Source organism: Candidatus Pelagibacter communis (genome assembly GCF_001180225.1).
Lineage (GTDB): Bacteria > Pseudomonadota > Alphaproteobacteria > Pelagibacterales > Pelagibacteraceae > Pelagibacter > Pelagibacter ubique_D.
In genome coordinates this window covers 1-24,958 of the sequence record NZ_CVST01000044.1, presented here as the reverse complement: position 1 = coordinate 24,958, position 24,958 = coordinate 1, and the positions used below count along the sequence as shown (strand labels likewise).

Below are 24,958 nucleotides of genomic sequence, written 5' to 3'. Positions count from 1 at the left end.
GAAAAAAAACTCTTGCTTGGGCTGAAACAGATATCCCGGAAGAATTTTGGAATGAAGTTTTGAAACTGCCTTACTCAACAAAAGATCCAGAGTCTGAGAGAATATTCACACCAGGTTAAATTTTAAAAAGTTAAAATATCAGTAAACTTTATACTTAATTAGAATTAAGTTCATAAAGAGTAGGAAACATTTTACCACTTAAATCATCACCGTTTTTATATCCATTAGCCTCCATAATTAATCTCTCTTCTCTAGCCCAATCACCTCTATAAATTATTTTTGAATTTTCTTTCGCCATTCTGAGTGTAAATCTATTTATATCTGATGTTGGAGTAGTTTCGTGTAAAGCTCCATGCAAAGTCCTAATATCAAAATATACACAATCTCCTACTTCTAAATCCCATTCTAAAAATTCATAATTTTCTTTATTAGAAATTATATCTGGAGTTAATTCATACTTAACACCATTAACAACTCCTTCTGCTCCATCAACTTTATGACCGTCTTTAAAACGAGTTCTTAGAAATAATTTATTCCACAAATGAGAGCCTTTTATCCAAGCAATAGAATCTTCTTTTCTTACTGGTTCAAGAGGTATCCACAAAACACACATGGAACCTTCAAAATCAAAATAAGAAATATCATGATGAAATGGTGGTTTAGATGTAGAGCCAGCTTCTCTAAAAAACCAATTATCCATTACTAAATTAATCTGTTTGGCATCTAGTAATTCAGAGGCAATTTTAGCTGTAGGTGAATTAAAAACAAAATTTTCAAATTCTTTATGTAAGTTCCATGTCCAAAAATCCTCTAAATAACAAGGCAAATTTGGATCTGTGGTATGATTAGTAAACCTGGGGCTTGGATTGTTTTTTGCTTTATTTATTCCAGATCTTAAAAGCTCAATCCATTTGATATCAAATTTATTTCTTAAAAATACCGCTCCATCTCTTTTAAATAGTTTGATCTCGTTATCATTTAAAATTTGACTCATAGGTTATTTAAGAAATAATACTTAATATATCATATGAATATTCTCAAAGATAGTTTTGGACGGAGGTTTCCATACATAAGATTGTCAATATCTGATGTGTGTAATTTTAAATGTGGCTACTGTTTACCTAATGGTTATAAAATTGATAAAAGTGATAACAGAACCTTTATCACTAAAGAAGAAATAGGAAGACTTGCAAAAGCTTTATCAGAATTAGGTGTATCTAAAATAAGATTAACTGGAGGAGAGCCTACCGTTAGAAAAGATTTTTTGGATATAATTAAAATAATTAAAAAAAATTCAGGTATTAAAAGAACTGTAATTACTACTAATGGATATCACTTAGATAGAATTGCAGAAGATTTAAATGAAAGTGGTCTTGATGGCATAAATATAAGTATTGATAGTCTTGATCCAAAAACTTTTAAAAAAATTACCGGACATGATAGATTAAACGAGATTTTGGAAGGAATTAAAAAATTACAAAAACTAAATTTTAAAAATATTAAAGTTAATGCAGTTCTTCTTAAAGGAGTTAATGATAAAGAAGAAGATTTTAAAAGTTGGGCTAATTTTATAAAAAATAATCAAATTGATTTTAGATATATAGAATTAATGCAAACTGGAGATAATTTAGATTATTTTAATCAGTATCATGTGTCTGCAAATAAATTTACAGATTATTTAAATAATAATAATTGGGTAATTCAAACATTTGGTAAAGATGCTGGTCCTTCCAAGAATTATATAAATCCTGAATACAAAGGAAAATTTGGTGTTATTGCACCCTACTCAAAAGATTTTTGCAAGAGTTGTAACAGACTAAGAATAACTGCCAAAGGTGATTTAAGATTGTGTTTATTTGGAAATACTGGAATAAATATTAGACACTTGATGCAAAGAGATGACCAAACTGAAGAACTGAAAGATTTAATTTTGAAACAATTAAATTATAAAAAAGAATCTCACTATCTTGAAATAGGAGAAACAGGATTAACAAAAAATCTATCAACAACAGGTGGATAAAATGAAAAATTTAAAGATTGTAACAAATAACGATTTAAAAAACTGGGCAAAGGAAATTTTTGAAAAAAATTCATTTAAAATGATTGATGTTTCTGAAAAAAAAGAAACATTCCGTAGAGCTTTGGCATCAGGAAAAATTTATGTTGGCAAAGAGGTATTTGAACTTATTAAAAATAAAAAGATGCCTAAGGGTGATCCAATTACTTTAGCAGAGGTTTCGGCAGTATTAGGTGTTAAAAAAACAAGTGAATTAATACCTTTGTGTCATCCTCTTCCAATAGATCATACGGCTACTAAAATCATAATGAATGAAGAAGATAGTTCACTAGAAGTATACTGTGTGGTTTCCGCTTATGCCAAAACAGGTGTGGAGATGGAAGCAATAATGGGTGTAAATGCAGCTCTGATTACAATTTACGATTTAAGCAAAATTGTAAATCCTCATCTAAAAATAGATAATGTAAAATTATTAATTAAAGAAGGTGGAAAAACTGGATTATGGAAAAATCCAGATGGACTTCCGAATTTTTTAAAAGATTTTTTCTAAAATTTATGAAAGTTAAAATTGAGTTGTTTGGAGCCGCAAGAGATTTTAATGACCAAAATTTATTAGAACTAGATCTAGGTCAAAAAACAACAATCAAGGATATAAGGAATAAAATAATTCAATATGTAGATCAGAAATTTAATGGAAATGAAAATTATAAAAAAATCATTAACTCTTCAGCTTTTTGTTCGGAAAAAAATAATATTGTTAGCGACAATTATAAAATCACAAATAATGAAAAAATTGGTATCATACCTCCAATTGGAGGAGGTTAATGCTTCATACTGACATTGTAGATAGTAAAGTTAAAAAATTATCATTAATTGATGCTGAAAAATTTATAGCATCGAATGATTTTGGAGCTTCATTAATTTTTAGTGGGACAGTTCGTAATCAAAATAATAATAAAAGGGTTTTAGGTATTACATATGACAGTCATGATGCTTTGGTAATAAAAAGTTTTGAGGAAATTTATAATGAGGCTGAAGAAAAACTAAATATAAAGAATAAGAGTGTTTTTATTGAACATGCTAAAGGTTACTTAAATTTAGGTGAAATTAGTATTATTATAGCAGTTGCATGCAAGCATAGAGATGAGGCTTATGTTCTATCAAGATATATAATTGAAGAAATAAAAAAAAGGTCTCCTATATGGAAAAAAGAACATTACACAAATAATCAAAGTGATTGGCTAAAAGGAAATCCTATTATTCATGAAAAAAATTAAGTATTCAGAAATAACACCAGAGAAAATTTATAAAAATAGAAGATCTTTTGTTAAATCTCTTGGGTATGGTGCAAGTTCTTTAGCATTAGCCACAATTCCTTTTGCAAGTCAATCTCAAGCTGATGATAGGAATGAACTTACAAGTTTCAAAGACATAACAACTTATAATAATTATTATGAGTTCGGTACTTCAAAGAGTGATCCTTATGTTAATTCACAAAATTTTAAAACATCACCATGGACAATAAGTATAGAGGGTGAAGTTGAAAAACCTATCAAAATTTCTATGGAAGAAATAACCGAAACATTTACCTCTGAAGAAAGAATATACAGATTAAGATGTGTAGAAGGATGGTCAATGGTAATTCCATGGATGGGTTTTTCGTTAAGTAAATTATTGTCAAAAGTAAACCCAACTAGCAAAGCAAAGTATATTGAATTTGAAAGTGTTTATGATCCTGAACAAATGAAAGGTCAAAGATATCCGGTTTTGAATTGGCCTTATAAAGAAGGATTAAGAATTGATGAAGCAATGCACCCTTTAACTACAGTTGTAACAGGTTTGTATGGTAAAAAGCTTCCAAATCAAAATGGAGCGCCTCTGAGAATATTTATCCCTTGGAAGTATGGTTTCAAAAGTGCAAAAGCAATTGTAAAGATAAAATTTGTAGAAAAAATGCCGACTTCATCATGGATGTGGGCATCTCCACGAGAATATGGATTTTACTCTAATGTTAATCCTAATGTAGATCATCCTAGATGGTCTCAAGCAACAGAAAGAATAATTGGTAAAGATATTTGGGTGCCAAGAGTAAAAACACTTATGTTCAATGGTTATGGAGATGAAGTCGCAAATTTATACACAGGGATGGATCTAAAAAAATATTTTTAATGAGAAAATATTTTAAACCAGGTGTATTTATTTTAAGCACAATTCCATTTTTATTAATTTTTTACAAAATATACTTCAACAAACTCGGACCAGAACCTGTAAAAGAAATTACTCATTTTACTGGAGAGTGGACTCTAATATTTATCTGTCTAACATTAAGTATGACTCCGCTTAAAAGACTAACTAATTTAAATATTTGGATAAGTTTTAGAAGAATGTTGGGATTGTTTGTTTTTTTTTATGCATCTCTTCATCTCCTTACTTACGTAGGTATAGATTATAGATTTAATTTACAGCCGATAATTGATGATGTTCTGAAAAAAAAATACATCTTTATTGGATTTGCAGCATGGGTATTACTACTTCCATTGGTAATTACATCTTCTCAAATGATGATAAAGTTGCTTAAAAACAATTGGAAAAAATTACACAGATTAATTTACGTAATAGCGATATTTGGAGCTCTTCATTATATATGGTTATCTAAAACAATTTTTTTTAGACCACTAGTATATTTGGTAATAATACTTGTTTTACTTGCTTTAAGAATTAAAATTAAAAATAGGAACGTAAATTATGGATGATAATCTAAAAAAAGAAATTCAATCAGCTACACTTGAAAGATTAATGAGACATTTAGATGAAAGAAAAGATGTTCAAAACATTGATTTAATGAATTTAGCTGGATTTTGCAGAAATTGTTTGTCTAGATGGTATAGAGAAGAAGCTGAAAAAAAAGGAGTAGAAATATCAGATCCTGATGCAAGGCAGCATATTTATGGAATGCCCTACTCTGAATGGAAAGAAAAATACCAGAAGTAACTTTCTATTCAATTCTAGTTAATGTTTGCCTATTTAAGTCTATTTATTGTTTCATTTTCAGCTGCAACAATACTTCCTTTTTCATCTGAGGCTATATTAGCAACTTATCTGTTATCAGAAACTTATAACAAATTTTTGTTAATATTTTTTGCAAGTTTTGGAAATATTTTAGGATCTATCTTCAATTGGTTTCTAGGAATTTATTTCTTGAAATTTCAAGATAAAAAATGGTTTCCTTTTACTAACACACAAATTGATAGATCATCCAGGTGGTTTAAAAAGTATGGTAAATGGTCTTTGTTATTTGTGTGGGTACCAATTATTGGTGATCCAATTACTTTTATTGCTGGAACGATGAGAATTAAATTTTTAATTTTTTTATTGCTTGTGAGTTTTGGAAAAATAATGAGATATTTTTTTATTTCTCTTTTAGTCTAGGAAATAATTCGACAAAATTACAAGGTTTATGATTAATATCTAATTGATGTTTAAGGATACCGTCCCAAGCATCTGTTACTCCTCCTGAAGATCCTGGTAAGGCAAATATGTATTTACCATTTGATAGAACTGCACAAGCTCTAGATTGAATTGAAGACGTACCAACTGTTTTTAAACTAATAGTCCTAAAAACTTCGCCAAATCCTGGAATATGTTTATCTGCTATTTCATCAACAGCTTCGGGTGTAATATCTCTTCCAGTTAAACCTGTGCCACCAGTTGTAATGATAACATCAATATCTTTATGATTAGTCCAGTCTTTTAGAATTTTAACTATATCTCCTTTATTGTCTTTACAAATTTTTCTGTCAATTAATTGATGATTGGCCTCTTTAATTTTTTCAACCAAGATCGCACCAGATTTATCGTTATCAATTGTTCTTGTATCTGTTACAGTTAGTAGAGCTATATTTACAATCATAAATAAATTTTTTTAATGATTATACTTACAATATTTTTTTTTATAACTGCAGTATTATATTCAAGTATAGGATTTGGTGGTGGCTCTACTTATCTTGCATTACTTTTAATTTGGGATGTCCCTTACTATATTTTTCCAATTTTAGCTTTGATTTGTAATATTATTGTAGTTTCTGGAAATTCTATAAATTTTTTAAAATCTAAGAATATTAATTTTAATTTACTTTATCCTTATTTAATTGGTTCTATACCTTTTGCTTTTATCGGGGCATCTATCTCAATTGAAAAAAATTTATTTGAGATTTTACTTTTCTTCATTTTAATATTAGCTGGAATTTTTTTACTTATTGAAAGCAAATCTTTTAACAAACAAGAAATTGTTATTAAAAAAATACCCCTAGTTTTATCAATATTAATAGGATCAATAATTGGTTTTATATCTGGTTTAGTTGGAATTGGTGGTGGGATATTTTTAAGTCCTATATTATTTTTGATTAAAGCAGGTCTTCCAAAACATATCACAAGTACTGCATCCTTGTTTATTTTAGTAAATTCAATTTTTGGTATAGGTGGACAATTAACAAAGGAAATAGTTTTTAATGAATTTTTAAATTACTGGCCACTATTTATTGCTGTCTTAATTGGTGGTCAAATTGGAAGTTTTTTAAATATAAAATTCCTATCTAACAAAATATTAGCCCTGATGACTGCATTCTTAGTAATTTTTGTTGCTATAAGGATGGGCATAACACTTATAGCATAAGTTGAATTAATTATTTTTTGATATATTTAGTCTCTCATGAAAAATTTTAAACCATTTGGGCCTTCAATAGGAAAATCTAAAATTTCTAAAAAATTTTTAGAAAAAATTAACAAGGAAGTTGATACAAAAATCTTCTCAAAATCAAATGATTATAGTCCAAAACTAGCAAGTCAAATTAGAAAAGAAGTTCAAATTTCTAAAAGTTTTATAAAAAAAAATTTGGAAAAAGAATTAATAAAAAATATTAAAATTTTTCTAAACAAAGAAAATATTAAAAAAATTAAAGAAATTAAAATTTTAAACCTATGGGTCGTTAGCCAATACAAAAATGAGTACAATCCTATACATTATCATGAAGGAGATTTATCAGGTGTTGGTTATTTAAAAATTCCAAAACATATGACAGAAAATAAAAATGTTAAAAATAAAAAAATAAAAACCAATGGTACGATTGATTTTATTAATGGGCAAAAAGCTTTTCTTTCAAAAAGTATTTTTAATTTGATACCAAAAACAGGCGATCTTTTAATATTTCCCAATTACTTAATGCATACAGCCTACCCATTTAATATTGAGGAAGAAAGAAGATCATTTTCTTTCAATGCTAAAATAATTTTTAATAAATAATTTACAAATTTTAATAATATTATATAAATCTAATTGCCGATTTGATCCTATTGCGGGCATAAACTGCTAAAATGGAAATTCCCAATAGATCTAATTAGCAAGGTAGTTGAACTATATTGTGCACCTGCATGTAGCTTAAGCACTAAAAAAGTGAGGATAAGATGGATAAAAATTTTTTTAAAACAACAAAGATTTTAGATGGTGGAATGGGTCAAGAATTATTGGCCAGAGGTATGGAGCCCAAGGGAACTTTGTGGAGTGCAAATGCTTTAATTGAGGAAAAATACCACGACTTAGTACTTAATATTCATAATGATTTTATTAAATCTGGAGCTGATGTAATTATAACTACAACTTTTACAACGAGAAGAAAAAGATTGAGAGAAAATGGAATAGAAGATCAATTTAAATTCTTAAATCAGAAAGCCTGTGAAATTGCACAAAAAGCTAAATTAAATAATCCACACATTAAGATTGCAGGAGGACTCCCGCCTCAAGATTTGACATATGAAGAAGACAAGAGAAGTGAAAAAGAAATCACAAAGGATCATTCGGAATTAGCAGAAATACTAAACCCCTCAGTAGATTTTTTCTATTTTGATGTCTGGAGCAGTATCAAAGAAATTAGATGTGGAGTAGAAGCTATTAAGAAATTTAATAAACCGTACTTAGTTGGGGTTCATATTTCTGAAGGAAACTCTTTACCAAGTGGAGAAAAAATTTCTGAAATTAATTCAATAATTACTGAAAATTGCCTAGGAGTAATTCTAGCATGTGTTTCGCCTGAAAATTATGAGAATAATTTAGATGAAATTCAAAAACTTAAAGTTCCATTTGGTTTCAAATTAAATGGATTTATCACAACTAAACCAACAGGTGGTTATACTTCTCAGTATAAAGAAAATGATGGATCCAACCCCAATAGTTTTTTAGGTCAAAGAAAAGATTTAGATCCTGAAAAAATATCAAATTTTGCAAAAAAATTTAAAGAAAATGGAGCCACTATTCTTGGAGGATGTTGTGAAACTCGGCCTTCACATATAGAGGCAATAAAAAACATTATTTAAATTTTGTACCTTTTCTTACAAAATAGATACCTATAATAACTGCTATCAATGAAATTATAACTTTCGTTGTTATTAATTCTTTTAAAAAGATATAACTTAAAATAGTACCAAATATTGGAATTAAATAAGATACTTGAGATTGAAAAATTAAACCATTGTTAATTAAAATTCTAAATCTCAATAACCAAGCAATTCCAGTAGATACCAACCCAAGATAAATAACTGAAATAGTAGAATCTAATCTTGGTACAGTTTTCCAAGGTTGTTCAATCAAACATACTAAAGGTAATAATATAATAGTAGCCCAAATCAAAATTGAACTGGTTACATTTTCATTTTTTTTCTTACTTATTTTTAATGTTAAAAGACCTCCAATTACATAACAAGTAGCACCTAACAAAATTAATAATGCTGAAGTAAAGTTATTTTCATTAATTAATAAATTATCTGAAAATAAATAAACTATTCCTGAAAATCCAATTAGAACTCCTGTTGTTCTAATTAAATTAAATTTTTCATTTTTGGTGTAAAAATGTCCTAGTACTACTGAGCTAAGTGAAGTTGATGACATTAAAATTGCTGCTAAGTTACTTTGAACAGATTTAACTCCATATGCTATTAAAAAAAATGGAGCTACTAAATTTATAAATCCAATCATTGCAAACCAATACCAATCTTTTGAAAATGCCTCGATTTTAATTTCTTTGTAAAAGCAAAGTAGTAAAACTGGAATTGAACCAAAAAAAACTCTTAGAAATGCAATTGTAACAGGACCAAATGAATAGGTTGCAATTTTAATATTAAAAAAAGCAGATGCCCAAATCAACGCTAACAACGTTAATAAACTATAATCAATTAGTTTTGGTTCTCTCATTCAATAATATCTTCTGGTGATCCGTTTGTTATTTCAATTAACTTATTATAATTTATTTTGAAAACAGCATTTGGATGTCCGGCTGCTCCAAATATATCTGGGAATCTCTCTAGACTTTTATCAATAAAGATTTTACATTGCTTTAAGTGACCTACTGGTGACACTCCTCCAATTGTATATCCAGTATTTTCTTTAACAGCTTCTGGGGATGCCATGGACACGTCTTTTTCATTAAGAATTTTTTTTAACTTATTTAATGAGCAACGCTTGTCTCCAGATACCAAGCTTAATATATAGTTGTCACCTGCCCTAAAAAGTAAACTTTTAACAATAGCACCAACATTGCAACCCAAAGCTGTAGCAGCATCATTGGCTGTTCTTGCTGTTTTTTCTAAGACGATAACATTTAAATTTTGATCGAATGTTTTAAGAGCTTTTTCTGCCCTTTTTACCGGTTCTTTATTTAATATTGATTCCATTGAATTTATAAAATTCCCTAATTTGATTGAGTAGATACACTACTTATGTAAAAAATGCATAGGTGTTATTTATTAAATAAGCATTATTTTTTAACTTTTTTTTGCTAATTAGGCATCATCAAAATTACATAGGAGACAAAATGAGTGCAGAAAACGTTTTAAAATTTATTAAAGAAAAAGAAGCAGAATTTGTAGATCTAAGATTTACTGATCCAAGAGGAAAACTTCAACATTTAACTATGGATGCATCAATAGTAGATGCTGACATGCTTAATGAAGGAGTGTTTTTTGATGGTTCATCTATTGCTGGATGGAAAGCAATTAACGAATCTGACATGATTTTAAAACCTGATACTGCAAGAATGTTCATGGATCCTTTCACGTCTCATAATACTGTAGTTTTGTTCTGTGATATTTTAGATGCAATCAAAAAAGATCCTTACGAAAGAGATCCAAGAGGAGTTGCAAAAAAAGCAGAGGAATATTTAAAAGCATCAGGTATTGGTGATAAAGCGTTTTTTGGACCTGAGCCAGAATTTTTTGTTTTTGATGATGTAAGAATTAAAAATGATATGAATGAAAGTGGATTTAAAATAGATAGTAAAGAAGGTCCATATAATTCAGGTAAAGAATATGAAAATGGAAATATGGGTCATAGACCTCAAATTAAAGGGGGTTATTTCCCTGTGCCACCTGTTGATAGTGAGCAAGATATGCGTGGTGAATATTTAAAAAATTTAAAAGAAGTTGGTATCAAAGTTGAAAAACATCACCATGAAGTTGCTCCAAGTCAACATGAACTTGGTATGTATTTTGGAACTTTGGTTGACCAAGCAGATAACGTTCAACTTTATAAGTATGTAGTTCAAATGGTAACACATTCATTTGGGAAAACTGCAACCTTCATGCCAAAACCAGTTGCAGGTGATAATGGTTCAGGTATGCATATTCACCAATCTATTTGGAAAGGTGATACTCCTGTATTTTCAGGTGAAGCATATGCAGGACTTTCGGAAACTGCATTAAACTATATTGGTGGAATTTTAAAACACGCTAAAGCGATTAATGCTTTTGCTAACTCTACAACAAATAGTTACAAAAGATTAATCCCTGGTTTTGAAGCTCCAGTATTATTAGCTTACTCTGCAAGAAACAGATCGGCATCATGTAGAATTCCAATTACCCTAAGTAAAAAAGGTGCAAGATGTGAAATTAGGTTTCCAGATGCAGCAGGTAATCCTTACCTAACGTTTGCAGCAATGTTAATGGCAGGTATCGATGGAATTAAAAATAAAATACATCCAGGTGAGTCTTTTGATAAAGATTTATATGAATTACCACCAGAAGAGGTAAAAGCAATACCAACTGTTTGTGGATCTTTAAGAGAAGCAATGGAAAGTTTAGATAAAGATAGAGAGTTTTTAACTCAAGGTGGTGTATTTACTGACGACCAAATCGATGCTTATATAGCTCTTAAGTTTGAGGAAATTCATAAATTTGAACATGCACCTCATCCTGTAGAGTTTGAGATGTATTACAGTAGTTAATATTTAATTACTGTCTGGTTGTTGCAATTGTATCTTTGTTAATACCTTTTTTAACAACGTAATCTTGAGTACCGTTTGCACCGGTCTCAACTTCTTTACGTAAATCTTTAAAGAAAGTTCTTTCTTTAATCGTATCTCTTAGGTTTTTAACAAGATTTTTAAATTCAAATTTGTTCATACCTAGATATATATACTAGGTATGCATATGATGCAATACTGATATGCGTTAAATGGGAATATTCAACTTTTACTAGATTTTAAAGGATTCCCCGCAACCACATCTTTCTGTTTCGTTTGGATTATTGAATACAAACGAAGAAGATAGCTCTTCTTTTTTGTAATCCATTTCTGTTCCAAGCAAATACATAATAGCAGCAGAATCGACAAATACTTTCACACCTTTTTCCTCAATGACTTCATCATTTGGATTTACCTCTTTGGTATACTCCATGACGTAAGACATGCCAGCGCAACCTCCTGATTTAACTGAAACTCTTACACCTAAAGAGTCTTTTTCTGCATTAGACATAATTTCTTTAATTCTTTCCGCAGCATTATCACTTAATTTAATAATTGGATTCATTATAAATTTAGCTCCAGTTTTGCAGCTTCTGACATCATGTCTTTATTCCAAGGTGGGTCCCAAACTAATTCAAGATCAACGTCCTCAATACCCTCAACTTGCATTGCACCATCTTTAACTTCTTTAGGTAAACTTTCAGCAACTGGACAATTAGGAGTGGTCAAAGTCATTTTAATTTTTGCAAATTTATCATCCTCAACTTTTATATCATAAATCAAACCTAGTTCATAAATATTCACTGGTAACTCAGGATCATAAATTTTTCTAATTTCTTCAATAATTTGATCTTTTTTCGACATAATTAATTTTCTGTTTTAACCTCGTCAGTTTTATTATCAAAAGCTGAGACTAGCGTATGCCAAGATAGTGTGGCACACTTTACTCTCATTGGATATTGTTTTACTCCAGATAAGCACATTAGTTTTGTTTTCTCATCTTCTTTAAGATTTTCTGATTTAAGCCCAGGATTTTCTTTAATCATGCCTAAAAAATCTTCAATAATTTCTTTTGCTTCATTCTCATTTTTGCCTTTAATTAAATCGGTCATTATTGATGCAGAAGCCATAGAAATTGCGCAACCACTACCTTCAAATGAAATATCTTCTACAATTCTTTGACCATTTAATTTTAAATAGACATGAACGTTATCACCACACAGTGGATTATTGCCTTTAGCATCTTTATTAAAATCTTCAGTCTTACGAAGATTTCTTGGATTTTTTCCATGCTCTAAAATTATTTCTTGATATAATTCTTTTAAATTCATTTTAAATTAAATATTTTCTTACAATTATTTATTGCATCATTTAGTTTATCCAAATCTCCTTTAGTATTATAAATTCCAACGGAAGCTCGTGCACTCGCTGGTATATTAAGTTTGTCATGTAAAATTTGACAGCAATGATGACCAGCTCTTATTGCAACTCCGTCTTCATCTAAAATTGTTGCAATGTCATGAGGATGCACACCTTCTAAAGTGAAAGACAAAACTCCACCTTTATTTTTTGGATTTCCAATTAATTTTACTGAATTATTTTTTTTTAATAATTCCTGGCCATACTCAACTAATTCTGCTTCATGTTTCATAACATTTTCAATACCTACGCTCTCCAGAAATTTAATTGATTGATCAAAAGCAATAACTTGCGCTGTAGCCATAGTTCCAGCTTCATATTTATTAGGTAAATCACCGTAGGTAATTCTATCTTTTTTAACCTCTCTAATCATTCCACCACCACCTTGATAAGGAGGAAGTTCATCCAACCACTTTTTCTTACCATAAAGAACTCCTAGTCCTGTAGGGCCATACATTTTATGACAAGAAATTGCATAAAAATCACAATCTAAGTCTTGCATATCTAATTTTAAATGAGGAGCTCCTTGGCAACCATCTACAACAACTATTATTCCTTTTGAATGTGCTAAATCAGTAATTTCTTTTACTGGTAATATTGCTCCAGTCACATTTGATAGATGGGTAATTGAAATTACTTTTGTATTAGGAGTAATTTTTTTTTCAATTTCTTCTAGTGTAATTTCTCCCTCTTCATTTATTTCTGCAAAATTAATTTTTATATTTTTAGATTTTCTTAAAAAATGCCAGGGTACATAATTCGAGTGATGTTCTAGTTCAGTAATTAATATTTCATCACCTTCGTTTAAATGATTTTGACCTAATGTATTTGCAACAAGGTTTAATGCTTCGGTAGCACCTTTAGTAAATACTATTTCATTTTTATCTTTAGCATTAATATATTTTTGAACAGATGTTCTTGTATTTTCATATAAATTTGTTGCAGCAACTGCAAGATAATGAACACTTCTTCCAACATTAGAAAATTGTTTAGTATAAAATTCATTAATTCTATCTACCACCACTTTTGGTTTTTGTGATGAATTTGCACTATCCAAGTAAACTAAATCATTATTTTGGATTTTCTCATCAAATATTGGAAATTCTTTTTTAACTTGATCTATATTCATACATTTATACCTGATAATTTTTTAACTAATCTTTTTACATCTTCATTAGAAATTTTTTCAATTACCTCGTTAAGAAAGCCATTTGTTAATAATTTTTTTGACTCTGAATAACTGAGACCTCTTGACATTAAATAAAAAATTGAATTTTCATCAATATTTCCTGATGTGGATCCATGTGAACATTTAACATCGTCTGCATATATTTCTAATTCTGGTTTCGCATTAAACTCAACACTTTCATTTAACAATAAAGCTCTACTTAATTGGTATCCATCTGTTTTTTGTGCTTCTGGACTTACAAAAATTTTACCTTGATAAATACCTTTTGATTTATCATTCAATACACTTTTAATTAATTGATAACTTTTACAATTTTCTTTTTTATGATTAATTACAGTTTTTATTTCATGATGTTTTTCATTTTCTAAATTGATAATTCCATTTAATGCAATAGAACCATATTCATCATCCAGATTACAATTGATATCTTGTTTTATAAATTTAGATCCTTCAGATAAAATAAAATATTCTAAATGACTATTTTTAGATAAATTAATATCTTTGTTGAAATACTTTATATTTTCCGAAGTATATGAGTCTAGATTATAATTTTTTAAAATTGAATTCTCTCCAATTTTAATTTTTTGTCTAAAATTAATGAAATTTTTTTCAGAATTTTCATTTAAAAAATTAACTAAACACAATGAACTTTCATCTTCTAAATTAATATCTACTCTAGAATTAATTGCTGAAGATTTTAAACCATCACTTAAATAATTAAATAATATCAATGGTTTTTTAACATTGTAACCTTTTTTAATGGTAATTTTCGAAACACTAGTAAGAAAGGCTGAATTCAAATTTAAAAGAGTATTTTGATAAATAGTATCATCTAAGTCTAAATTTTGATCAACTAAGATTTTATCTTTGTCTTCGTGTTTAAAATCAAAATCATATAATTTTCCATCAACAAAACTTATTTTATTATGTTCAAAATCTAGTGGAAAATCTTTTTCTTCAAAAAATTTTTTTTGATCAACAATAAAGTTTAAATTGTCAAAATTTTTTGAAATAATTTGATTTATATCTGAAAATTTCCAATCCTCATTTCTTTTATTTGGTAAACCTTTTTCAAAATAATTATTAAAATTTTCTTGTTTAATTTTTTTCTGACTATCAGAAAAATTATTTAGACTAATAATTTTATCAAAATTTAATTTAAGTTCATTTTGCATTAATTGAAATCCTCGTAACCTACTTTTTCTAATTCTTTTGCTAATTCAAAATCACCTGATTTTATAATTTGTCCATTTTTAAGAACATGAACAAAATCAGGTTTGATATAATCTAATAATCTTTGATAGTGAGTAATTATTAAAAAAGAATTGTTTTTATTTCTTAATGAATTAACTCCTTCTGAAACTATCCTTAAAGCATCTATATCTAATCCTGAATCTGTTTCATCTAGAATTGATAATTTTGGATTTAAGATAGACATTTGTAAAATTTCATTTTTTTTCTTTTCTCCACCTGAAAATCCAACATTAAGTTGTCGGTTTAAAATTTTTTCATCAAATTTTAGTTCTGCAGATTTTTCTTTTATTAATTTTAAAAATTCAATTGCATCTAGCTCTTTTTCGCCTCTAGCTTTTTTAATTGCATTTATTGACGTTTTTAAAAAAGTATTTGTGTTAACACCTGGTATTTCCATTGGATATTGGAACGCTAAAAAAATTCCCTTATGAGCTCTTTCTTCTGTTTCTAATTCTAATAGATTTTCGCCATCAAATGTAACTTTACCATTTATTTCGTATCCTTTTTTTCCTGACAAAATATTTGATAAAGTACTTTTTCCAGATCCGTTTGGACCCATAATTGCATGAACTTCACCTGGTTTAATATTTAAATTTAAACCTTTTAATATTTCTTTTTCATCAATCTTTGCTTTAAGATTTTCTATTGATAACATCTATCCAACACTCCCCTCTAAACTAATACCTACAAGTTTTTGTGCTTCAACTGCAAATTCCATTGGTAGCTGCTGCAGAACTTCTTTGCAAAAACCGTTTACAATTAAACTAACTGCTTCTTCTTGATTTAATCCTCTTTGATTACAGTAATATAGTTGTTCATCACTAATTTTTGATGTTGTTGCTTCATGTTCTATATTTGATTTAAGATTTTTGTTCTTGATATAAGGAATTGTATGAGCTCCACATTTGTTACCCATTAATAAAGAGTCACATTGAGTAAAGTTTCTAGAATTATCAGCTTTTGAAGATATATCTACTAATCCTCTGTACATCATATCTGATTTACCTGCTGAAATTCCTTTTGAAATTATTTTACTTTTTGTGTTTTTTCCTAAGTGTATCATTTTAGTACCAGTGTCAGCTTTTTGATGATTGTTTGTAATCGCTATAGAATAAAACTCACCTATTGAATTATCACCTTTCAAAATACAACTTGGATATTTCCAAGTAATTGCTGAACCAGTTTCTACTTGGGTCCAAGAAATTTTAGAATTCTTACCTTTGCATAATCCTCTTTTAGTAACAAAATTATAAATTCCACCTTTTCCATCTTTATCCCCTGGATACCAATTTTGAACTGTTGAATATTTTATTTCTGCATCATCAAGAGCAATTAATTCAACATTGGCTGCATGCAATTGATTTTCATCTCTCATTGGAGCTGTACATCCTTCTAAGTAGCTTACATAACTTCCTTTATCAGCTATGATTAATGTTCTTTCAAATTGTCCTGTTTCTGATGCATTGATCCTAAAGTAAGTAGACAATTCCATAGGACATTTAACATTCTCTGGGATGTATACAAATGAGCCATCAGTAAAAACTGCAGAATTAAGAGTTGCAAAAAAATGATCAGTTGTAGGAATAACTGATCCAAGATATTTTTTAACTAATTCAGGATGTTTTTGAATAGCTTCAGACATCGAGCAAAATATAATTCCTTGCTTAGTAAGTTCTTCTTTAAAAGTAGTTGCAACAGAAACAGAGTCAAAAACTGCATCCACAGCAATACCATTTAATCTTGCTTGCTCTTGAAGAGGAATTCCTAATTTTTTATATGTCTCTAATAATTTAGGATCAAGATCATCTAAACTTTTTGGTTTATCTTTCATGCTTTTGGGAGCTGAGTAGTAGTAAAGATCCTGATAATCTATTTTAGGATATTTTGGTTTCTGCCAATCAGGCTCTTTTAATTGTTTAAATCTTTCAAAAGCTTTTAATCTAAAATCTAACATCCATTGAGGCTCTTTTTTAATATTGGAGATAAATTTTATTACATCCTCATTTAAACCCTTAGGGGCTTTTGTATTTTCTATATCTGTTGAAAAACCATATTTATAATCTTTCAAACTATCTATTTCTTTCTGCCTACTATCCATACTATACTCTGTTCTCTTTATTATTTTTTAATAAGTCGTTTAAGCTTTTATTTTCAAAGAAAGTATTAATATGAATCTCAAGTTCATCCCATAGATTGTGTGTAATACATTTTGTAGCTTTACCGTTACAACCTTTTTTAGATTCTTTTTTACACTGAACAGTTTTAACTTTCTCATCTACTGCATTGAAAATATTTGTAAGTTTTATTTCACTAGGGTCTTTTGATAAAATGTAACCTCCTTGATTACCTCTAATACTTTTCACAATTTGATTTTTTTTAAGTTTTGAAAATATTTGCTCTAAAAAATCTAATGAAATTCCTTGTCTTAAAGAAATATCTCTCAATGATACAGGATTGATATTATCAAACCTTGCTAGATCAACTAATGCCATTACGGCATATCTTCCTTTTGATGTTAGTTTCATTTTTACCCTTAAAATGTGGGTTTTTATACATACCCGACTAAAATGGTCAAGTTTATAAAGTAAAAAAAGACTACCATTTTGTCGCTCAGTTGTGATAAACGTACCTTTTTTTTGAGAACAATAATCAATTGCATATATGGATAATAAAATTTTAGAAATTTTTATACCTGGACCTGCTGGTAGATTGGAAGCTAAATATTATAAAAGTAAAAAAAATACTTCTCCTATTGCATTAGTTCTACAGCCTCATCCACAATATGGGGGAACTATGAATAATAAAGTAGTTGTAGATACATTTCATACATTCATGGAAAATGATTTTTCAGTTTGTAGGGTAAACTTTAGAGGAGTTGGGAAAAGTGATGGAGAATTTGATAATGGTCAAGGTGAACTGGCAGATGCTGCGGCAGCACTAGATTGGTTGGAAAGAGAAAACTTTGATAACTCGCAATGTTGGGTATCAGGATTTTCTTTTGGTTCTTTGATTGCAATGCAGCTGCTTATGAGAAGACCGGAAATAAATAGATTTATAGCCATATCTCCACAACCTAATGTCTATGATTTTTCTTTTTTGTCTCCATGTCCAACATCTGGAATGGTTGTTTATGGAAAAAAAGATGAGTTGGTGCCAGTAGAATATATTACTGAATTAGATAAAAGATTAAGCGCTCAAAAAGGTATCAAAGTTGAATTCCAAACAATAACTGAAGCAAATCATTTCTTTTCTAAAACTGATGACGCTTTAACAAATACTTTGGATAAATATATAAAAAAAGAAACAGCTTTATATTAATAATTATTTGCTAACTTGCCTCCAATGACCGGGGTATTACATCTTGTTGTATTTGGGAAAGAAATTGGTAAATTTAATTTAGATCTGATAGCTAAATAAGCAAACGCTTGGGACTCGATATAATCTCCATTCAACTCAAAATTATCTATCATATCGAAATTATTCCTATTTAAATTTGAATTTCTAATAATTGATTCAATCAAAAATTTATTCTTTCGACCTCCACCACAAAACAAATATTTATTAGAATTATTTTTATTTAAAAATTTTATTCCTTCTGCAATCAAATATGCAGTGAATTCTGTAATTGTTGAACACCCATCTTCTAAAGATAAACCTCTTACAAAAGATATATCAAATTCTTTTACGTCTAGTGATTTTGAATAAGTTTCAATTTTGAAATTATCTATTGCTTGATTTAGAATTAATTGATCAATTTTTCCAGATTTTGCAATTTTACCATCTTCATCAAACTTTAAATTTGAATTATTCCTGATCCATTCATCTATTAAACAATTACCTGGACCAATATCATAAGCAATTAAATCATTTTCTATATTATTGGAAATATTATTTATTATTGTAGCATTGGATATTCCTCCAATGTTAACAATGCAAATAGGTTGAGCTGAATTATCTTTTTCTTTATTTAAAAAATTATTAACTAATAATCTGTGGTAAATCGGTGTTAGAGGTGCTCCTTGACCATTGTTATCAATATCTGCTTGTCTAAAATCGTAAATTATAGGTTTTTTTAATAATTGAGATAACAAATTGCCATCACCTAGTTGTTTAGTAATTTTAATTTGTGGGCTATGGAAAATCGTTTGACCATGAAAACCTATAAGATCAATTTCTATTTCATTTTTTAATGCTATTTTGCTGATCTTTTCAGCATGAAAAATAGTTAAAGCTCTCTCCAAATCACTCAATTCCTTAGAATATTTTGTCAAATCTTCACTACTTTTAATTTTGTCTCTTAAGGTTGATAATTGCCTATAGAGATCAATATCGTACTCAAAGTATTGATCAAAAATTAGTTCTACCTCATCATATCCATCAGATTTAATTATTGAAACATCGACTCCATCCATAGATGTTCCGCTCATTAAGCCCATAGCTGAAAATAATTTTTTTTTCATTGATATTATTTTTAAAAAAAATTTGTATATAGTAACTATAATCTTATGAATAAATTTTTAAAAGAATTTAAAGATAGAGGATATTTCTATCAATGTACTAGTGAAGCTGACTTATCTAATTTATTAGATAAAGAAAAAATTAAAGCTTATATAGGATTTGATTGCACAGCTGAAAGTTTGCATGTTGGTAGTCTGTTGCAAATCATGTGTTTGAGATTGTTACAAAAAAATGGTCACCAACCAATCGTATTGCTAGGAGGTGGAACAACAAGAATAGGTGATCCCTCAGGAAAAGATAAAACAAGAAAAATTTTAGATGAAAATGAAATTGAAAAAAATATTAAAAATATTCAAAATATTCTAAAAAAATTTCTAGATAATGATGATCCAAAAACAAAACCTATATATGTCAATAATTATACCTGGCTTAAAGATTTAAATTATATTTCTTTTCTTAGAGATATAGGAAAGCATTTTACCATCAATAGAATGCTTACATTTGATAGTGTAAAACTAAGATTAGAAAGAGAACAGTCGCTTAGTTATATGGAATTTAATTACATGATACTCCAGGCCTATGATTTTTTAGAATTAAATAAAAAAGAAAATTGTGTTCTGCAAATAGGTGGTTCCGATCAATGGGGAAACATTGTAAATGGTGTTGAACTTATTAAGAGATATTCTAATAACCAAACATATGGATTAACAACTCCATTGATTACTCTAGCCACAGGTGCAAAAATGGGAAAAACTGAAAATGGTGCTATTTGGTTAGACGAAAAATATTTATCAGCTTATGACTATTGGCAATTTTGGAGAAATGTTGATGACAGAGATGTAATTAAATTTTTAAAAATGTTTACTGATATTGATATAAGTGAAATCAATACTTTAGAAGAAAAAAATATCAATGAATTAAAAATATTATTAGCTAACAAGGCAACGGCTATGTTGCATGGAGAGGATACTGCAAAAAATTCTGAACAAGCAGCAAAAGAAGCATTTTCTGGAAATTCTTTGGGCTCCAACTTACCAAGCGTTAAAATTGAAACAAAACAATTAGATAATAATGTCAATATAATTGATTTAATAATTTTATCTAAAGCAGAAAATTCAAAAAGTGAGATAAGAAGATTGATTAAAGGTAAAGCTATTAAGATTAATGATGCTATAGTTTCAGATGAAAAATTTATTATTAATCAGGAGCTATTTTCAGAAAATTATTTAAAGCTTTCTATAGGTAAAAAAAGGCACATTAAAATTGAATTAAGTTAGTTTCTTTTAATTTTTTCAAGAGTTCTAGTTATAAATCTTGGAGTTAATGTTTTTATTGGGTTTACTGAAGTTTCAAGATCTTTTGGTGGTCCTTTAATTTTAAAACTTACCCCAAAAACACCCTCTCCTGTTTTATCACCAACTAAAATTTTACCTAATAATGGAATTTTGCTTATTGTTTTATTTATAGTTGTTGCTGGAACCAAGGTCCCTCTTAGACTTACCAATTTTTCTTCTTCCACATAACCGCTCATTAGTATCGAAATAGCTGGGCCAATTGCATAAAGTTCATCTATTGTCATAAGATTCTTTTGGTTATTGAATTTCATTTCAAACTCATCAAATCTTATTCCTTCTCCAGTTAAAATATCAGCAATTCCTTGTAGGGAAGCTAGTGTTAGAAGTTTTGTTAATGCTGGGACCTCTTTTAACTTAAAGTCATAAATTTTAAGATTTGATACGGATTTTTCATTTTTTTTTGTTGATATGAAATCTAAGTCTCCTTCATCAAATCCTTTTATAAATTTATATCTTTTCACCAATGGTTTTGCTTTAGATGAATAAAGTTTAGTTATTTTTTCACCGTTATTCTTTGTTTCAATAGAAAAAACTATATTTTTATTATTTTCAAAATTTGCAGATAAATTTGCATCTACTACTTCATTATCTTTAATAAAAATTAACCCTTGTAAATTTTTAACAAAATTAATTTCATCTATATAAACTTCATTCAAATTTAAGTTCAATTTAAAATTATTCTTAAAAATTTTATTTTCATTTTCCTTTTTACTCTCAAGTAAATTTGTTACTATTGAATTAGCATTCAAGAACAATCCATTTAACTTATAATCGTTTTGTTTTTGTCTTTGAATAATAAATTGATTATCTTTATTCTCAGTATCAATATAGTCAAAATCAATTTTATCAAATCTATCTATTAAATAATCTTTATCTAATATTAAATTATTAATCTTAATTTTATTTCTCTTATCTAAAATACTTATACTTTCAAAATTTAAATTTTTTGAATTTTTTAATATTCCAGAAACTACTAAATTTGTTTTTTCATTTATATTTTTTTTATAATTTAAATTTTTAATTTCAAAATCTGTTTGATTTAAAATTAATTTTAAATCAAAATTGGTTTTTTCTTTATCATTAAGAACAAAGTAATTTATTTCATCATAGTTTTTACCAATTTTTATATTTCCATTACCTGAAAGAGTTAATGAACCATTTTTATATTTGATATTGAGTTTATGATTTTGAAGGTTAAGAAATTTTTTACTAGAAGGGAAAAATTGTTTTAAGAATTCTTGATTTTTTAAATCAACATTTTTTAAATTAATGTCAGATATGAATTCAAAATCTTTATCATTTTTGTTGTAAAAATATTTAATATAATCAAAATCTTTATTAAGTTTTACTTTACCTTCACCTTTGAGAGTAAAATCTTTGTTTTTATACTTTAAATTTATTTTATGATTTTCAATATTTATTTGATCCTTAATAAGTGGAAAATATTCTTGGATAGTTTTTTGATTTTTTAATGTTCCTTTTTTAATATTTAAATTAGTTTCAAATTCGATGTTATTTTGATCTCTTTTAAAAGTATATTCAATTTTATTTGTTTTATTGTCTAACTTAAATTCACCTGCACCATTAGCTATAAGAGCTTTGTTTTCATAAATTAATTTTAATTTATGATTATCTAATAAGATTTCACTATTTTGATTTGAAAAATAATTTGGAATTAAATTATTATTATAAATAACTTTTTTAAAATTTATGTCAGAGTCTAATTTTAAATTAGTTAATTTATATTTATTAGTTATTTCAAAATTAAAAATATTCTCAGAACTAAACTTGGTATTTTTTAAACTAAAGTTATTAAAATTTAAATTTAATATATTAATTAAATTATCAGATAAAACTGCCTCGGAATTTAGAATTTTACCTTCAACATAATGATTATTATTCTTTTTTTTAACTTTTAATAATTTAGATGAAAAATTAATTTGATCTGATGCAAATTTAATATCTTCAAATAAATATTTGTCTTTTTCTATATTAAATAAAAAATCAATATTATTAAAATCTAGTCCATTAAAAAATTTAAATTTTCCATCTTTTAACAATCCTCTAATTTTATAATCATTTTTGATTTTTCCATTTTGATCTAAGTTAAGATTTAGATCTAAAATTACATGTCCTTTTTTAATGAAAGTTTCCAAAATTAATAATTCTGGTTTGTTACTTGTGGCTCTTATAAATTTTACAAAATCCTTTAATAATATTGACTTTGTTGCCACCTCAAAATTAGAGGAAACTAATTTATTTTTAAGAATAGAATCAAGTGATACTTGAGTTTTTATATATTCGAGCTCAAGTGGTCTATTTGCATAATAGATCTTTGCACCAATAGTTTTTGCATTTATTTTAAGTTTAAGTGGATCAAGAATTAATTTTACTTTTTTTAAAGATACATCCAAATTATTATTACTTTGAACAACTGTGTCTTTTATCTGCTGATTAAACTTGTCGGTTTCTATTCCAATAATGCTTAAATAAAATATTAGTGATATTAAAAATCCTAGTAATAATAAAAAGTATTTAAAAATATTTATTTTCATTTAATTTTATAAAGAGATTGTTCCAAAAAATCGTCTAATTCTCCATCAAGAATTTTATCTGGACTTGTGCTTTCAAAATTTGTTCTGTTATCTTTTACCAATCTATAAGGTTGCAAAACATATGATCTTATTTGATGCCCCCAACCAATTTCTGATTTACTGTTTTCTGTACTTTGATTCTCCTCTTCTCTTTTTTTAATTTCAAAATCATACAATCTTGCTTTTAACATATTCATACAAGTTTCTTTATTTTTATGTTGCGATCTTTCATTTTGACATTGAACTACTATTTTTGATGGAATGTGAGTAATTCTTACAGCGCTATCAGTTGTATTTACATGCTGTCCACCTGCACCGCTTGATCTATAAGTATCTATTCTCAAATCTTTCTCTAAAATCTCAACATTTATATTTTCATCCACCACTGGGTAAATCCAGACACTTGCAAAACTTGTGTGCCTTCTTGCTCCTGAGTCAAATGGTGAAATTCTAACTAAACGATGAATACCCGACTCTTTTTTCAACCACCCAAATACATAATCACCTTCAATTTTTATTGTTGCTGATTTAATACCAGCTTCATCTCCTTTGTGTTCACTAATTAAATTTGATGTAAAACTTTTTTTATCAGACCACTTCAAATACATCCTTCTCAACATATCTGCCCAATCTTGACTTTCAGTGCCTCCAGCACCTGCGTGTATTTCAATATAACAATCTAATGAGTCTGCTTCGTCTGATAAAAAACATTTGATTTCGTTTTTTTTTACTTCTTTTTTTAAATCCTTAATATTTTGTAATGTTTCTTCCTGAACTGTCAGATTATTTTCCTCTAAAGCAAGCTCATTCAAATCATCAAAATCATTTAATTTTTGGATAGACTGATTTAAAGAATTTACCAAGTCTTCGTAGAGTTTTTTCTCTTTTATAACTTTTTTTGAATTATCTTTATCTTGCCAAAAATTGGCATCTAACATTTGAGAATTTAATTTTTCAAGTTTTGAGTAAATTTTATTATTTTCAAAGATACTCCTTAATTCTTTGATTAATCTTATTTATTTCTTCTTTGTAATTTTGGTAATTGTTATCCATTAGTAAAACTTTAATATATTGTTTATATCCATTCTATCAGAATTTGAATAAAGAACTTTGCCATCTACAACATTTTTCTTTTTAAAAACCTCAATTATTGTATTTTTGGATGTAAATTTAGCTTTCTGGCCTGTTGAGGGATCCACAACCATCATAATTGTATCTTTTGCAGCTTTAAATGGTCTAGCCTCAGACTTTTTAATAGAATTTTTTATAAAATTTTTAAATATAGGTAGAGCCGTTTTTGATCCTGTTTCAAATTTACCAAGTGGTGTTGGACTATCCATTCCTACATAAACACCCACTAACAAGTTTGATGTAAAACCAATGAACCA

30 protein-coding genes, 1 pseudogene and 1 riboswitch are annotated in these 24,958 nt (G+C 27.8%); of the genes and pseudogenes, 14 read left to right on the top strand and 17 right to left on the bottom strand.

Annotated elements, in window-relative coordinates; genetic code table 11:
- Nucleotides 1-154 precede the first annotated feature (154 nt).
- Nucleotides 155-994 (bottom strand): phytanoyl-CoA dioxygenase family protein, encoded by an 840-nt coding sequence (locus AMN99_RS03960; protein WP_075506538.1) that lies wholly within the window; start codon nucleotides 992-994, stop codon nucleotides 155-157.
- Between the two features lie 33 nt (nucleotides 995-1,027).
- On the opposite strand from AMN99_RS03960, the gene moaA reads away from it, so the two are divergent.
- Genes moaA through AMN99_RS03920 form a run of 8 tightly spaced genes read left to right on the top strand, consistent with a single transcriptional unit; the run spans nucleotide 1,028 to nucleotide 5,446 of the window.
- Nucleotides 1,028-2,020, top strand: coding sequence for a GTP 3',8-cyclase MoaA (gene moaA, locus AMN99_RS03955; RefSeq protein ID WP_075506537.1), 993 nt, complete (start codon nucleotides 1,028-1,030; stop codon nucleotides 2,018-2,020).
- A gap of 1 nt (nucleotide 2,021) precedes the next feature.
- Nucleotides 2,022-2,567 carry a cyclic pyranopterin monophosphate synthase MoaC gene (moaC, locus tag AMN99_RS03950; protein ID WP_075506541.1) on the top strand — a complete coding sequence of 182 codons (546 nt, stop codon included), beginning with the start codon at nucleotides 2,022-2,024 and terminating at the stop codon, nucleotides 2,565-2,567.
- A gap of 5 nt (nucleotides 2,568-2,572) precedes the next feature.
- Nucleotides 2,573-2,842 (top strand): molybdopterin biosynthesis protein MoeD, encoded by a 270-nt coding sequence (locus AMN99_RS03945; protein ID WP_075506540.1) that lies wholly within the window; start codon nucleotides 2,573-2,575, stop codon nucleotides 2,840-2,842.
- On the top strand, nucleotides 2,842-3,294 hold the full coding sequence (locus AMN99_RS03940; RefSeq protein WP_075506536.1) for a molybdopterin synthase catalytic subunit: 453 nt from the start codon (nucleotides 2,842-2,844) through the stop codon (nucleotides 3,292-3,294). The genes AMN99_RS03945 and AMN99_RS03940 overlap by 1 nt, the downstream gene beginning before the upstream one ends.
- The gene (msrP, locus tag AMN99_RS03935; RefSeq protein ID WP_075506535.1) at nucleotides 3,281-4,186 is read left to right on the top strand and encodes a protein-methionine-sulfoxide reductase catalytic subunit MsrP; all 906 of its coding nucleotides are present in this window, start codon (nucleotides 3,281-3,283) and stop codon (nucleotides 4,184-4,186) included. The genes AMN99_RS03940 and msrP overlap by 14 nt, the downstream gene beginning before the upstream one ends.
- A complete protein-coding gene (locus AMN99_RS03930; RefSeq protein ID WP_075506534.1) occupies nucleotides 4,186-4,770 on the top strand; it encodes a protein-methionine-sulfoxide reductase heme-binding subunit MsrQ in 585 nt (194 codons plus the stop codon). Before msrP ends, AMN99_RS03930 begins: the two co-directional genes overlap by 1 nt.
- Entirely contained in the window at nucleotides 4,763-5,008 is a 246-nt protein-coding gene (locus AMN99_RS03925) for a DUF1244 domain-containing protein (protein ID WP_075506533.1), read from the top strand. The genes AMN99_RS03930 and AMN99_RS03925 overlap by 8 nt, the downstream gene beginning before the upstream one ends.
- A 21-nt stretch (nucleotides 5,009-5,029) precedes the next feature.
- Nucleotides 5,030-5,446 carry a YqaA family protein gene (locus tag AMN99_RS03920; protein WP_075506532.1) on the top strand — a complete coding sequence of 139 codons (417 nt, stop codon included), beginning with the start codon at nucleotides 5,030-5,032 and terminating at the stop codon, nucleotides 5,444-5,446.
- Here AMN99_RS03920 and AMN99_RS03915 read toward each other — a convergent pair.
- Nucleotides 5,427-5,927 (bottom strand): molybdenum cofactor synthesis domain-containing protein, encoded by a 501-nt coding sequence (locus AMN99_RS03915; protein WP_075506531.1) that lies wholly within the window; start codon nucleotides 5,925-5,927, stop codon nucleotides 5,427-5,429. The genes AMN99_RS03920 and AMN99_RS03915 overlap by 20 nt on opposite strands.
- A 15-nt stretch (nucleotides 5,928-5,942) precedes the next feature.
- On the opposite strand from AMN99_RS03915, the gene AMN99_RS03910 reads away from it, so the two are divergent.
- From AMN99_RS03910 to AMN99_RS03900, 3 genes are all read left to right on the top strand, one after another.
- On the top strand, nucleotides 5,943-6,689 hold the full coding sequence (locus tag AMN99_RS03910) for a sulfite exporter TauE/SafE family protein (RefSeq protein ID WP_075506530.1): 747 nt from the start codon (nucleotides 5,943-5,945) through the stop codon (nucleotides 6,687-6,689).
- A gap of 36 nt (nucleotides 6,690-6,725) precedes the next feature.
- The gene (locus AMN99_RS03905; protein ID WP_075506529.1) at nucleotides 6,726-7,316 is read left to right on the top strand and encodes a putative 2OG-Fe(II) oxygenase; all 591 of its coding nucleotides are present in this window, start codon (nucleotides 6,726-6,728) and stop codon (nucleotides 7,314-7,316) included.
- A gap of 91 nt (nucleotides 7,317-7,407) precedes the next feature.
- Nucleotides 7,408-7,470: riboswitch (SAM riboswitch) on the top strand.
- Nucleotides 7,471-7,477: 7 nt separating this feature from the next.
- On the top strand, nucleotides 7,478-8,383 hold the full coding sequence (locus tag AMN99_RS03900; protein ID WP_075506528.1) for a homocysteine S-methyltransferase family protein: 906 nt from the start codon (nucleotides 7,478-7,480) through the stop codon (nucleotides 8,381-8,383).
- On the opposite strand, the gene AMN99_RS03895 is transcribed toward AMN99_RS03900, so the two are convergent.
- Together AMN99_RS03895 and AMN99_RS03890 are read right to left on the bottom strand one after the other, a co-directional pair.
- Nucleotides 8,376-9,257 carry a DMT family transporter gene (locus AMN99_RS03895; RefSeq protein ID WP_075506527.1) on the bottom strand — a complete coding sequence of 294 codons (882 nt, stop codon included), beginning with the start codon at nucleotides 9,255-9,257 and terminating at the stop codon, nucleotides 8,376-8,378. The genes AMN99_RS03900 and AMN99_RS03895 overlap by 8 nt on opposite strands.
- Nucleotides 9,254-9,736 (bottom strand): YbaK/EbsC family protein, encoded by a 483-nt coding sequence (locus tag AMN99_RS03890; protein ID WP_075506526.1) that lies wholly within the window; start codon nucleotides 9,734-9,736, stop codon nucleotides 9,254-9,256. Before AMN99_RS03890 ends, AMN99_RS03895 begins: the two co-directional genes overlap by 4 nt.
- Before the next feature lie 140 nt (nucleotides 9,737-9,876).
- Between AMN99_RS03890 and glnA the strand changes: the two genes are divergently transcribed.
- Entirely contained in the window at nucleotides 9,877-11,283 is a 1,407-nt protein-coding gene (glnA, locus tag AMN99_RS03885) for a type I glutamate--ammonia ligase (RefSeq protein ID WP_075506525.1), read from the top strand.
- Nucleotides 11,284-11,290: 7 nt separating this feature from the next.
- Here the strand turns inward: glnA and AMN99_RS05765 are convergent, their stop codons facing one another.
- The 9 genes from AMN99_RS05765 to AMN99_RS03845 all read right to left on the bottom strand — a co-directional run bounded on the left by AMN99_RS05765 (nucleotide 11,291) and on the right by AMN99_RS03845 (nucleotide 17,688).
- Entirely contained in the window at nucleotides 11,291-11,461 is a 171-nt protein-coding gene (locus AMN99_RS05765) for a hypothetical protein (RefSeq protein WP_179850436.1), read from the bottom strand.
- A gap of 72 nt (nucleotides 11,462-11,533) precedes the next feature.
- Nucleotides 11,534-11,866, bottom strand: a complete 333-nt coding sequence (locus tag AMN99_RS03880; RefSeq protein ID WP_075506524.1) for a HesB/IscA family protein — start codon at nucleotides 11,864-11,866, stop codon at nucleotides 11,534-11,536.
- Complete coding sequence (locus AMN99_RS03875) at nucleotides 11,866-12,165, bottom strand: SUF system Fe-S cluster assembly protein (RefSeq protein ID WP_075506523.1); 300 nt, start codon at nucleotides 12,163-12,165, stop codon at nucleotides 11,866-11,868. The genes AMN99_RS03880 and AMN99_RS03875 overlap by 1 nt, the downstream gene beginning before the upstream one ends.
- 2 nt (nucleotides 12,166-12,167) lie before the next feature.
- Nucleotides 12,168-12,632: a Fe-S cluster assembly sulfur transfer protein SufU gene (sufU, locus tag AMN99_RS03870; protein ID WP_075506522.1), complete on the bottom strand. Its 465-nt coding sequence runs from the start codon at nucleotides 12,630-12,632 to the stop codon at nucleotides 12,168-12,170.
- Nucleotides 12,629-13,849: an aminotransferase class V-fold PLP-dependent enzyme gene (locus tag AMN99_RS03865; RefSeq protein ID WP_075506521.1), complete on the bottom strand. Its 1,221-nt coding sequence runs from the start codon at nucleotides 13,847-13,849 to the stop codon at nucleotides 12,629-12,631. The genes sufU and AMN99_RS03865 overlap by 4 nt, the downstream gene beginning before the upstream one ends.
- Nucleotides 13,846-15,084 (bottom strand): Fe-S cluster assembly protein SufD, encoded by a 1,239-nt coding sequence (gene sufD, locus AMN99_RS03860; RefSeq protein WP_075506520.1) that lies wholly within the window; start codon nucleotides 15,082-15,084, stop codon nucleotides 13,846-13,848. The genes AMN99_RS03865 and sufD overlap by 4 nt, the downstream gene beginning before the upstream one ends.
- Nucleotides 15,084-15,818 (bottom strand): Fe-S cluster assembly ATPase SufC, encoded by a 735-nt coding sequence (gene sufC / locus AMN99_RS03855; RefSeq protein ID WP_075506519.1) that lies wholly within the window; start codon nucleotides 15,816-15,818, stop codon nucleotides 15,084-15,086. The genes sufD and sufC overlap by 1 nt, the downstream gene beginning before the upstream one ends.
- Complete coding sequence (gene sufB, locus AMN99_RS03850; protein WP_075506518.1) at nucleotides 15,819-17,261, bottom strand: Fe-S cluster assembly protein SufB; 1,443 nt, start codon at nucleotides 17,259-17,261, stop codon at nucleotides 15,819-15,821. It lies immediately after the preceding gene.
- A 1-nt stretch (nucleotide 17,262) separates the two neighbouring features.
- Entirely contained in the window at nucleotides 17,263-17,688 is a 426-nt protein-coding gene (locus AMN99_RS03845; RefSeq protein WP_075506517.1) for an Rrf2 family transcriptional regulator, read from the bottom strand.
- A gap of 148 nt (nucleotides 17,689-17,836) precedes the next feature.
- On the opposite strand from AMN99_RS03845, the gene AMN99_RS03840 reads away from it, so the two are divergent.
- On the top strand, nucleotides 17,837-18,481 hold the full coding sequence (locus tag AMN99_RS03840) for an alpha/beta hydrolase (RefSeq protein ID WP_075506539.1): 645 nt from the start codon (nucleotides 17,837-17,839) through the stop codon (nucleotides 18,479-18,481).
- Here AMN99_RS03840 and AMN99_RS03835 read toward each other — a convergent pair.
- Nucleotides 18,478-19,623 carry an anhydro-N-acetylmuramic acid kinase gene (locus AMN99_RS03835; RefSeq protein ID WP_075506516.1) on the bottom strand — a complete coding sequence of 382 codons (1,146 nt, stop codon included), beginning with the start codon at nucleotides 19,621-19,623 and terminating at the stop codon, nucleotides 18,478-18,480. The genes AMN99_RS03840 and AMN99_RS03835 overlap by 4 nt on opposite strands.
- A gap of 45 nt (nucleotides 19,624-19,668) precedes the next feature.
- Here AMN99_RS03835 and tyrS point away from each other — a divergent pair, with 45 nt between their 5' ends.
- Nucleotides 19,669-20,898, top strand: a complete 1,230-nt coding sequence (gene tyrS / locus AMN99_RS03830) for a tyrosine--tRNA ligase (RefSeq protein WP_075506515.1) — start codon at nucleotides 19,669-19,671, stop codon at nucleotides 20,896-20,898.
- Here the strand turns inward: tyrS and AMN99_RS03825 are convergent.
- The 3 genes and pseudogenes from AMN99_RS03825 to AMN99_RS03815 form a co-directional block, all read right to left on the bottom strand.
- Complete coding sequence (locus tag AMN99_RS03825; protein ID WP_075506514.1) at nucleotides 20,895-23,531, bottom strand: AsmA-like C-terminal region-containing protein; 2,637 nt, start codon at nucleotides 23,529-23,531, stop codon at nucleotides 20,895-20,897. The two genes, tyrS and AMN99_RS03825, sit on opposite strands and share 4 nt — an antisense overlap.
- Nucleotides 23,528-24,586 (bottom strand): peptide chain release factor 2, encoded by a 1,059-nt coding sequence (prfB, locus tag AMN99_RS03820; RefSeq protein WP_082255153.1) that lies wholly within the window; start codon nucleotides 24,584-24,586, stop codon nucleotides 23,528-23,530. The genes AMN99_RS03825 and prfB overlap by 4 nt, the downstream gene beginning before the upstream one ends.
- 36 nt (nucleotides 24,587-24,622) lie before the next feature.
- A pseudogene (locus AMN99_RS03815) lies at nucleotides 24,623-24,958 on the bottom strand (penicillin-binding protein); the annotation flags it as partial.

Excerpts from the sequence above, each read along its gene's own strand:
- AMN99_RS03825 (WP_075506514.1), bottom strand. The coding sequence starts at position 23,531 with ATGAAAATAAATATTTTTAAATACTTTTTATTATTACTAGGATTTTTA.
- glnA (WP_075506525.1), top strand. The coding sequence starts at position 9,877 with ATGAGTGCAGAAAACGTTTTAAAATTTATTAAAGAAAAAGAAGCAGAA.
- AMN99_RS03905 (WP_075506529.1), top strand. The coding sequence starts at position 6,726 with ATGAAAAATTTTAAACCATTTGGGCCTTCAATAGGAAAATCTAAAATT.
- AMN99_RS03890 (WP_075506526.1), bottom strand. The coding sequence starts at position 9,736 with ATGGAATCAATATTAAATAAAGAACCGGTAAAAAGGGCAGAAAAAGCT.
- AMN99_RS03895 (WP_075506527.1), bottom strand. The coding sequence starts at position 9,257 with ATGAGAGAACCAAAACTAATTGATTATAGTTTATTAACGTTGTTAGCG.
- AMN99_RS03960 (WP_075506538.1), bottom strand. The coding sequence starts at position 994 with ATGAGTCAAATTTTAAATGATAACGAGATCAAACTATTTAAAAGAGAT.
- AMN99_RS03920 (WP_075506532.1), top strand. The coding sequence starts at position 5,030 with ATGTTTGCCTATTTAAGTCTATTTATTGTTTCATTTTCAGCTGCAACA.
- AMN99_RS03900 (WP_075506528.1), top strand. The coding sequence starts at position 7,478 with ATGGATAAAAATTTTTTTAAAACAACAAAGATTTTAGATGGTGGAATG.
- AMN99_RS03940 (WP_075506536.1), top strand. The coding sequence starts at position 2,842 with ATGCTTCATACTGACATTGTAGATAGTAAAGTTAAAAAATTATCATTA.
- AMN99_RS03845 (WP_075506517.1), bottom strand. The coding sequence starts at position 17,688 with ATGAAACTAACATCAAAAGGAAGATATGCCGTAATGGCATTAGTTGAT.
- AMN99_RS03880 (WP_075506524.1), bottom strand. The coding sequence starts at position 11,866 with ATGAATCCAATTATTAAATTAAGTGATAATGCTGCGGAAAGAATTAAA.
- AMN99_RS03925 (WP_075506533.1), top strand. The coding sequence starts at position 4,763 with ATGGATGATAATCTAAAAAAAGAAATTCAATCAGCTACACTTGAAAGA.
- sufU (WP_075506522.1), bottom strand. The coding sequence starts at position 12,632 with ATGAATTTAAAAGAATTATATCAAGAAATAATTTTAGAGCATGGAAAA.
- sufD (WP_075506520.1), bottom strand. The coding sequence starts at position 15,084 with ATGCAAAATGAACTTAAATTAAATTTTGATAAAATTATTAGTCTAAAT.
- tyrS (WP_075506515.1), top strand. The coding sequence starts at position 19,669 with ATGAATAAATTTTTAAAAGAATTTAAAGATAGAGGATATTTCTATCAA.
- sufC (WP_075506519.1), bottom strand. The coding sequence starts at position 15,818 with ATGTTATCAATAGAAAATCTTAAAGCAAAGATTGATGAAAAAGAAATA.
- moaC (WP_075506541.1), top strand. The coding sequence starts at position 2,022 with ATGAAAAATTTAAAGATTGTAACAAATAACGATTTAAAAAACTGGGCA.
- AMN99_RS03875 (WP_075506523.1), bottom strand. The coding sequence starts at position 12,165 with ATGTCGAAAAAAGATCAAATTATTGAAGAAATTAGAAAAATTTATGAT.
- AMN99_RS03915 (WP_075506531.1), bottom strand. The coding sequence starts at position 5,927 with ATGATTGTAAATATAGCTCTACTAACTGTAACAGATACAAGAACAATT.
- moaA (WP_075506537.1), top strand. The coding sequence starts at position 1,028 with ATGAATATTCTCAAAGATAGTTTTGGACGGAGGTTTCCATACATAAGA.
- AMN99_RS03910 (WP_075506530.1), top strand. The coding sequence starts at position 5,943 with ATGATTATACTTACAATATTTTTTTTTATAACTGCAGTATTATATTCA.
- AMN99_RS03865 (WP_075506521.1), bottom strand. The coding sequence starts at position 13,849 with ATGAATATAGATCAAGTTAAAAAAGAATTTCCAATATTTGATGAGAAA.
- AMN99_RS05765 (WP_179850436.1), bottom strand. The coding sequence starts at position 11,461 with ATGAACAAATTTGAATTTAAAAATCTTGTTAAAAACCTAAGAGATACG.
- AMN99_RS03945 (WP_075506540.1), top strand. The coding sequence starts at position 2,573 with ATGAAAGTTAAAATTGAGTTGTTTGGAGCCGCAAGAGATTTTAATGAC.
- AMN99_RS03835 (WP_075506516.1), bottom strand. The coding sequence starts at position 19,623 with ATGAAAAAAAAATTATTTTCAGCTATGGGCTTAATGAGCGGAACATCT.
- AMN99_RS03930 (WP_075506534.1), top strand. The coding sequence starts at position 4,186 with ATGAGAAAATATTTTAAACCAGGTGTATTTATTTTAAGCACAATTCCA.
- msrP (WP_075506535.1), top strand. The coding sequence starts at position 3,281 with ATGAAAAAAATTAAGTATTCAGAAATAACACCAGAGAAAATTTATAAA.
- sufB (WP_075506518.1), bottom strand. The coding sequence starts at position 17,261 with ATGGATAGTAGGCAGAAAGAAATAGATAGTTTGAAAGATTATAAATAT.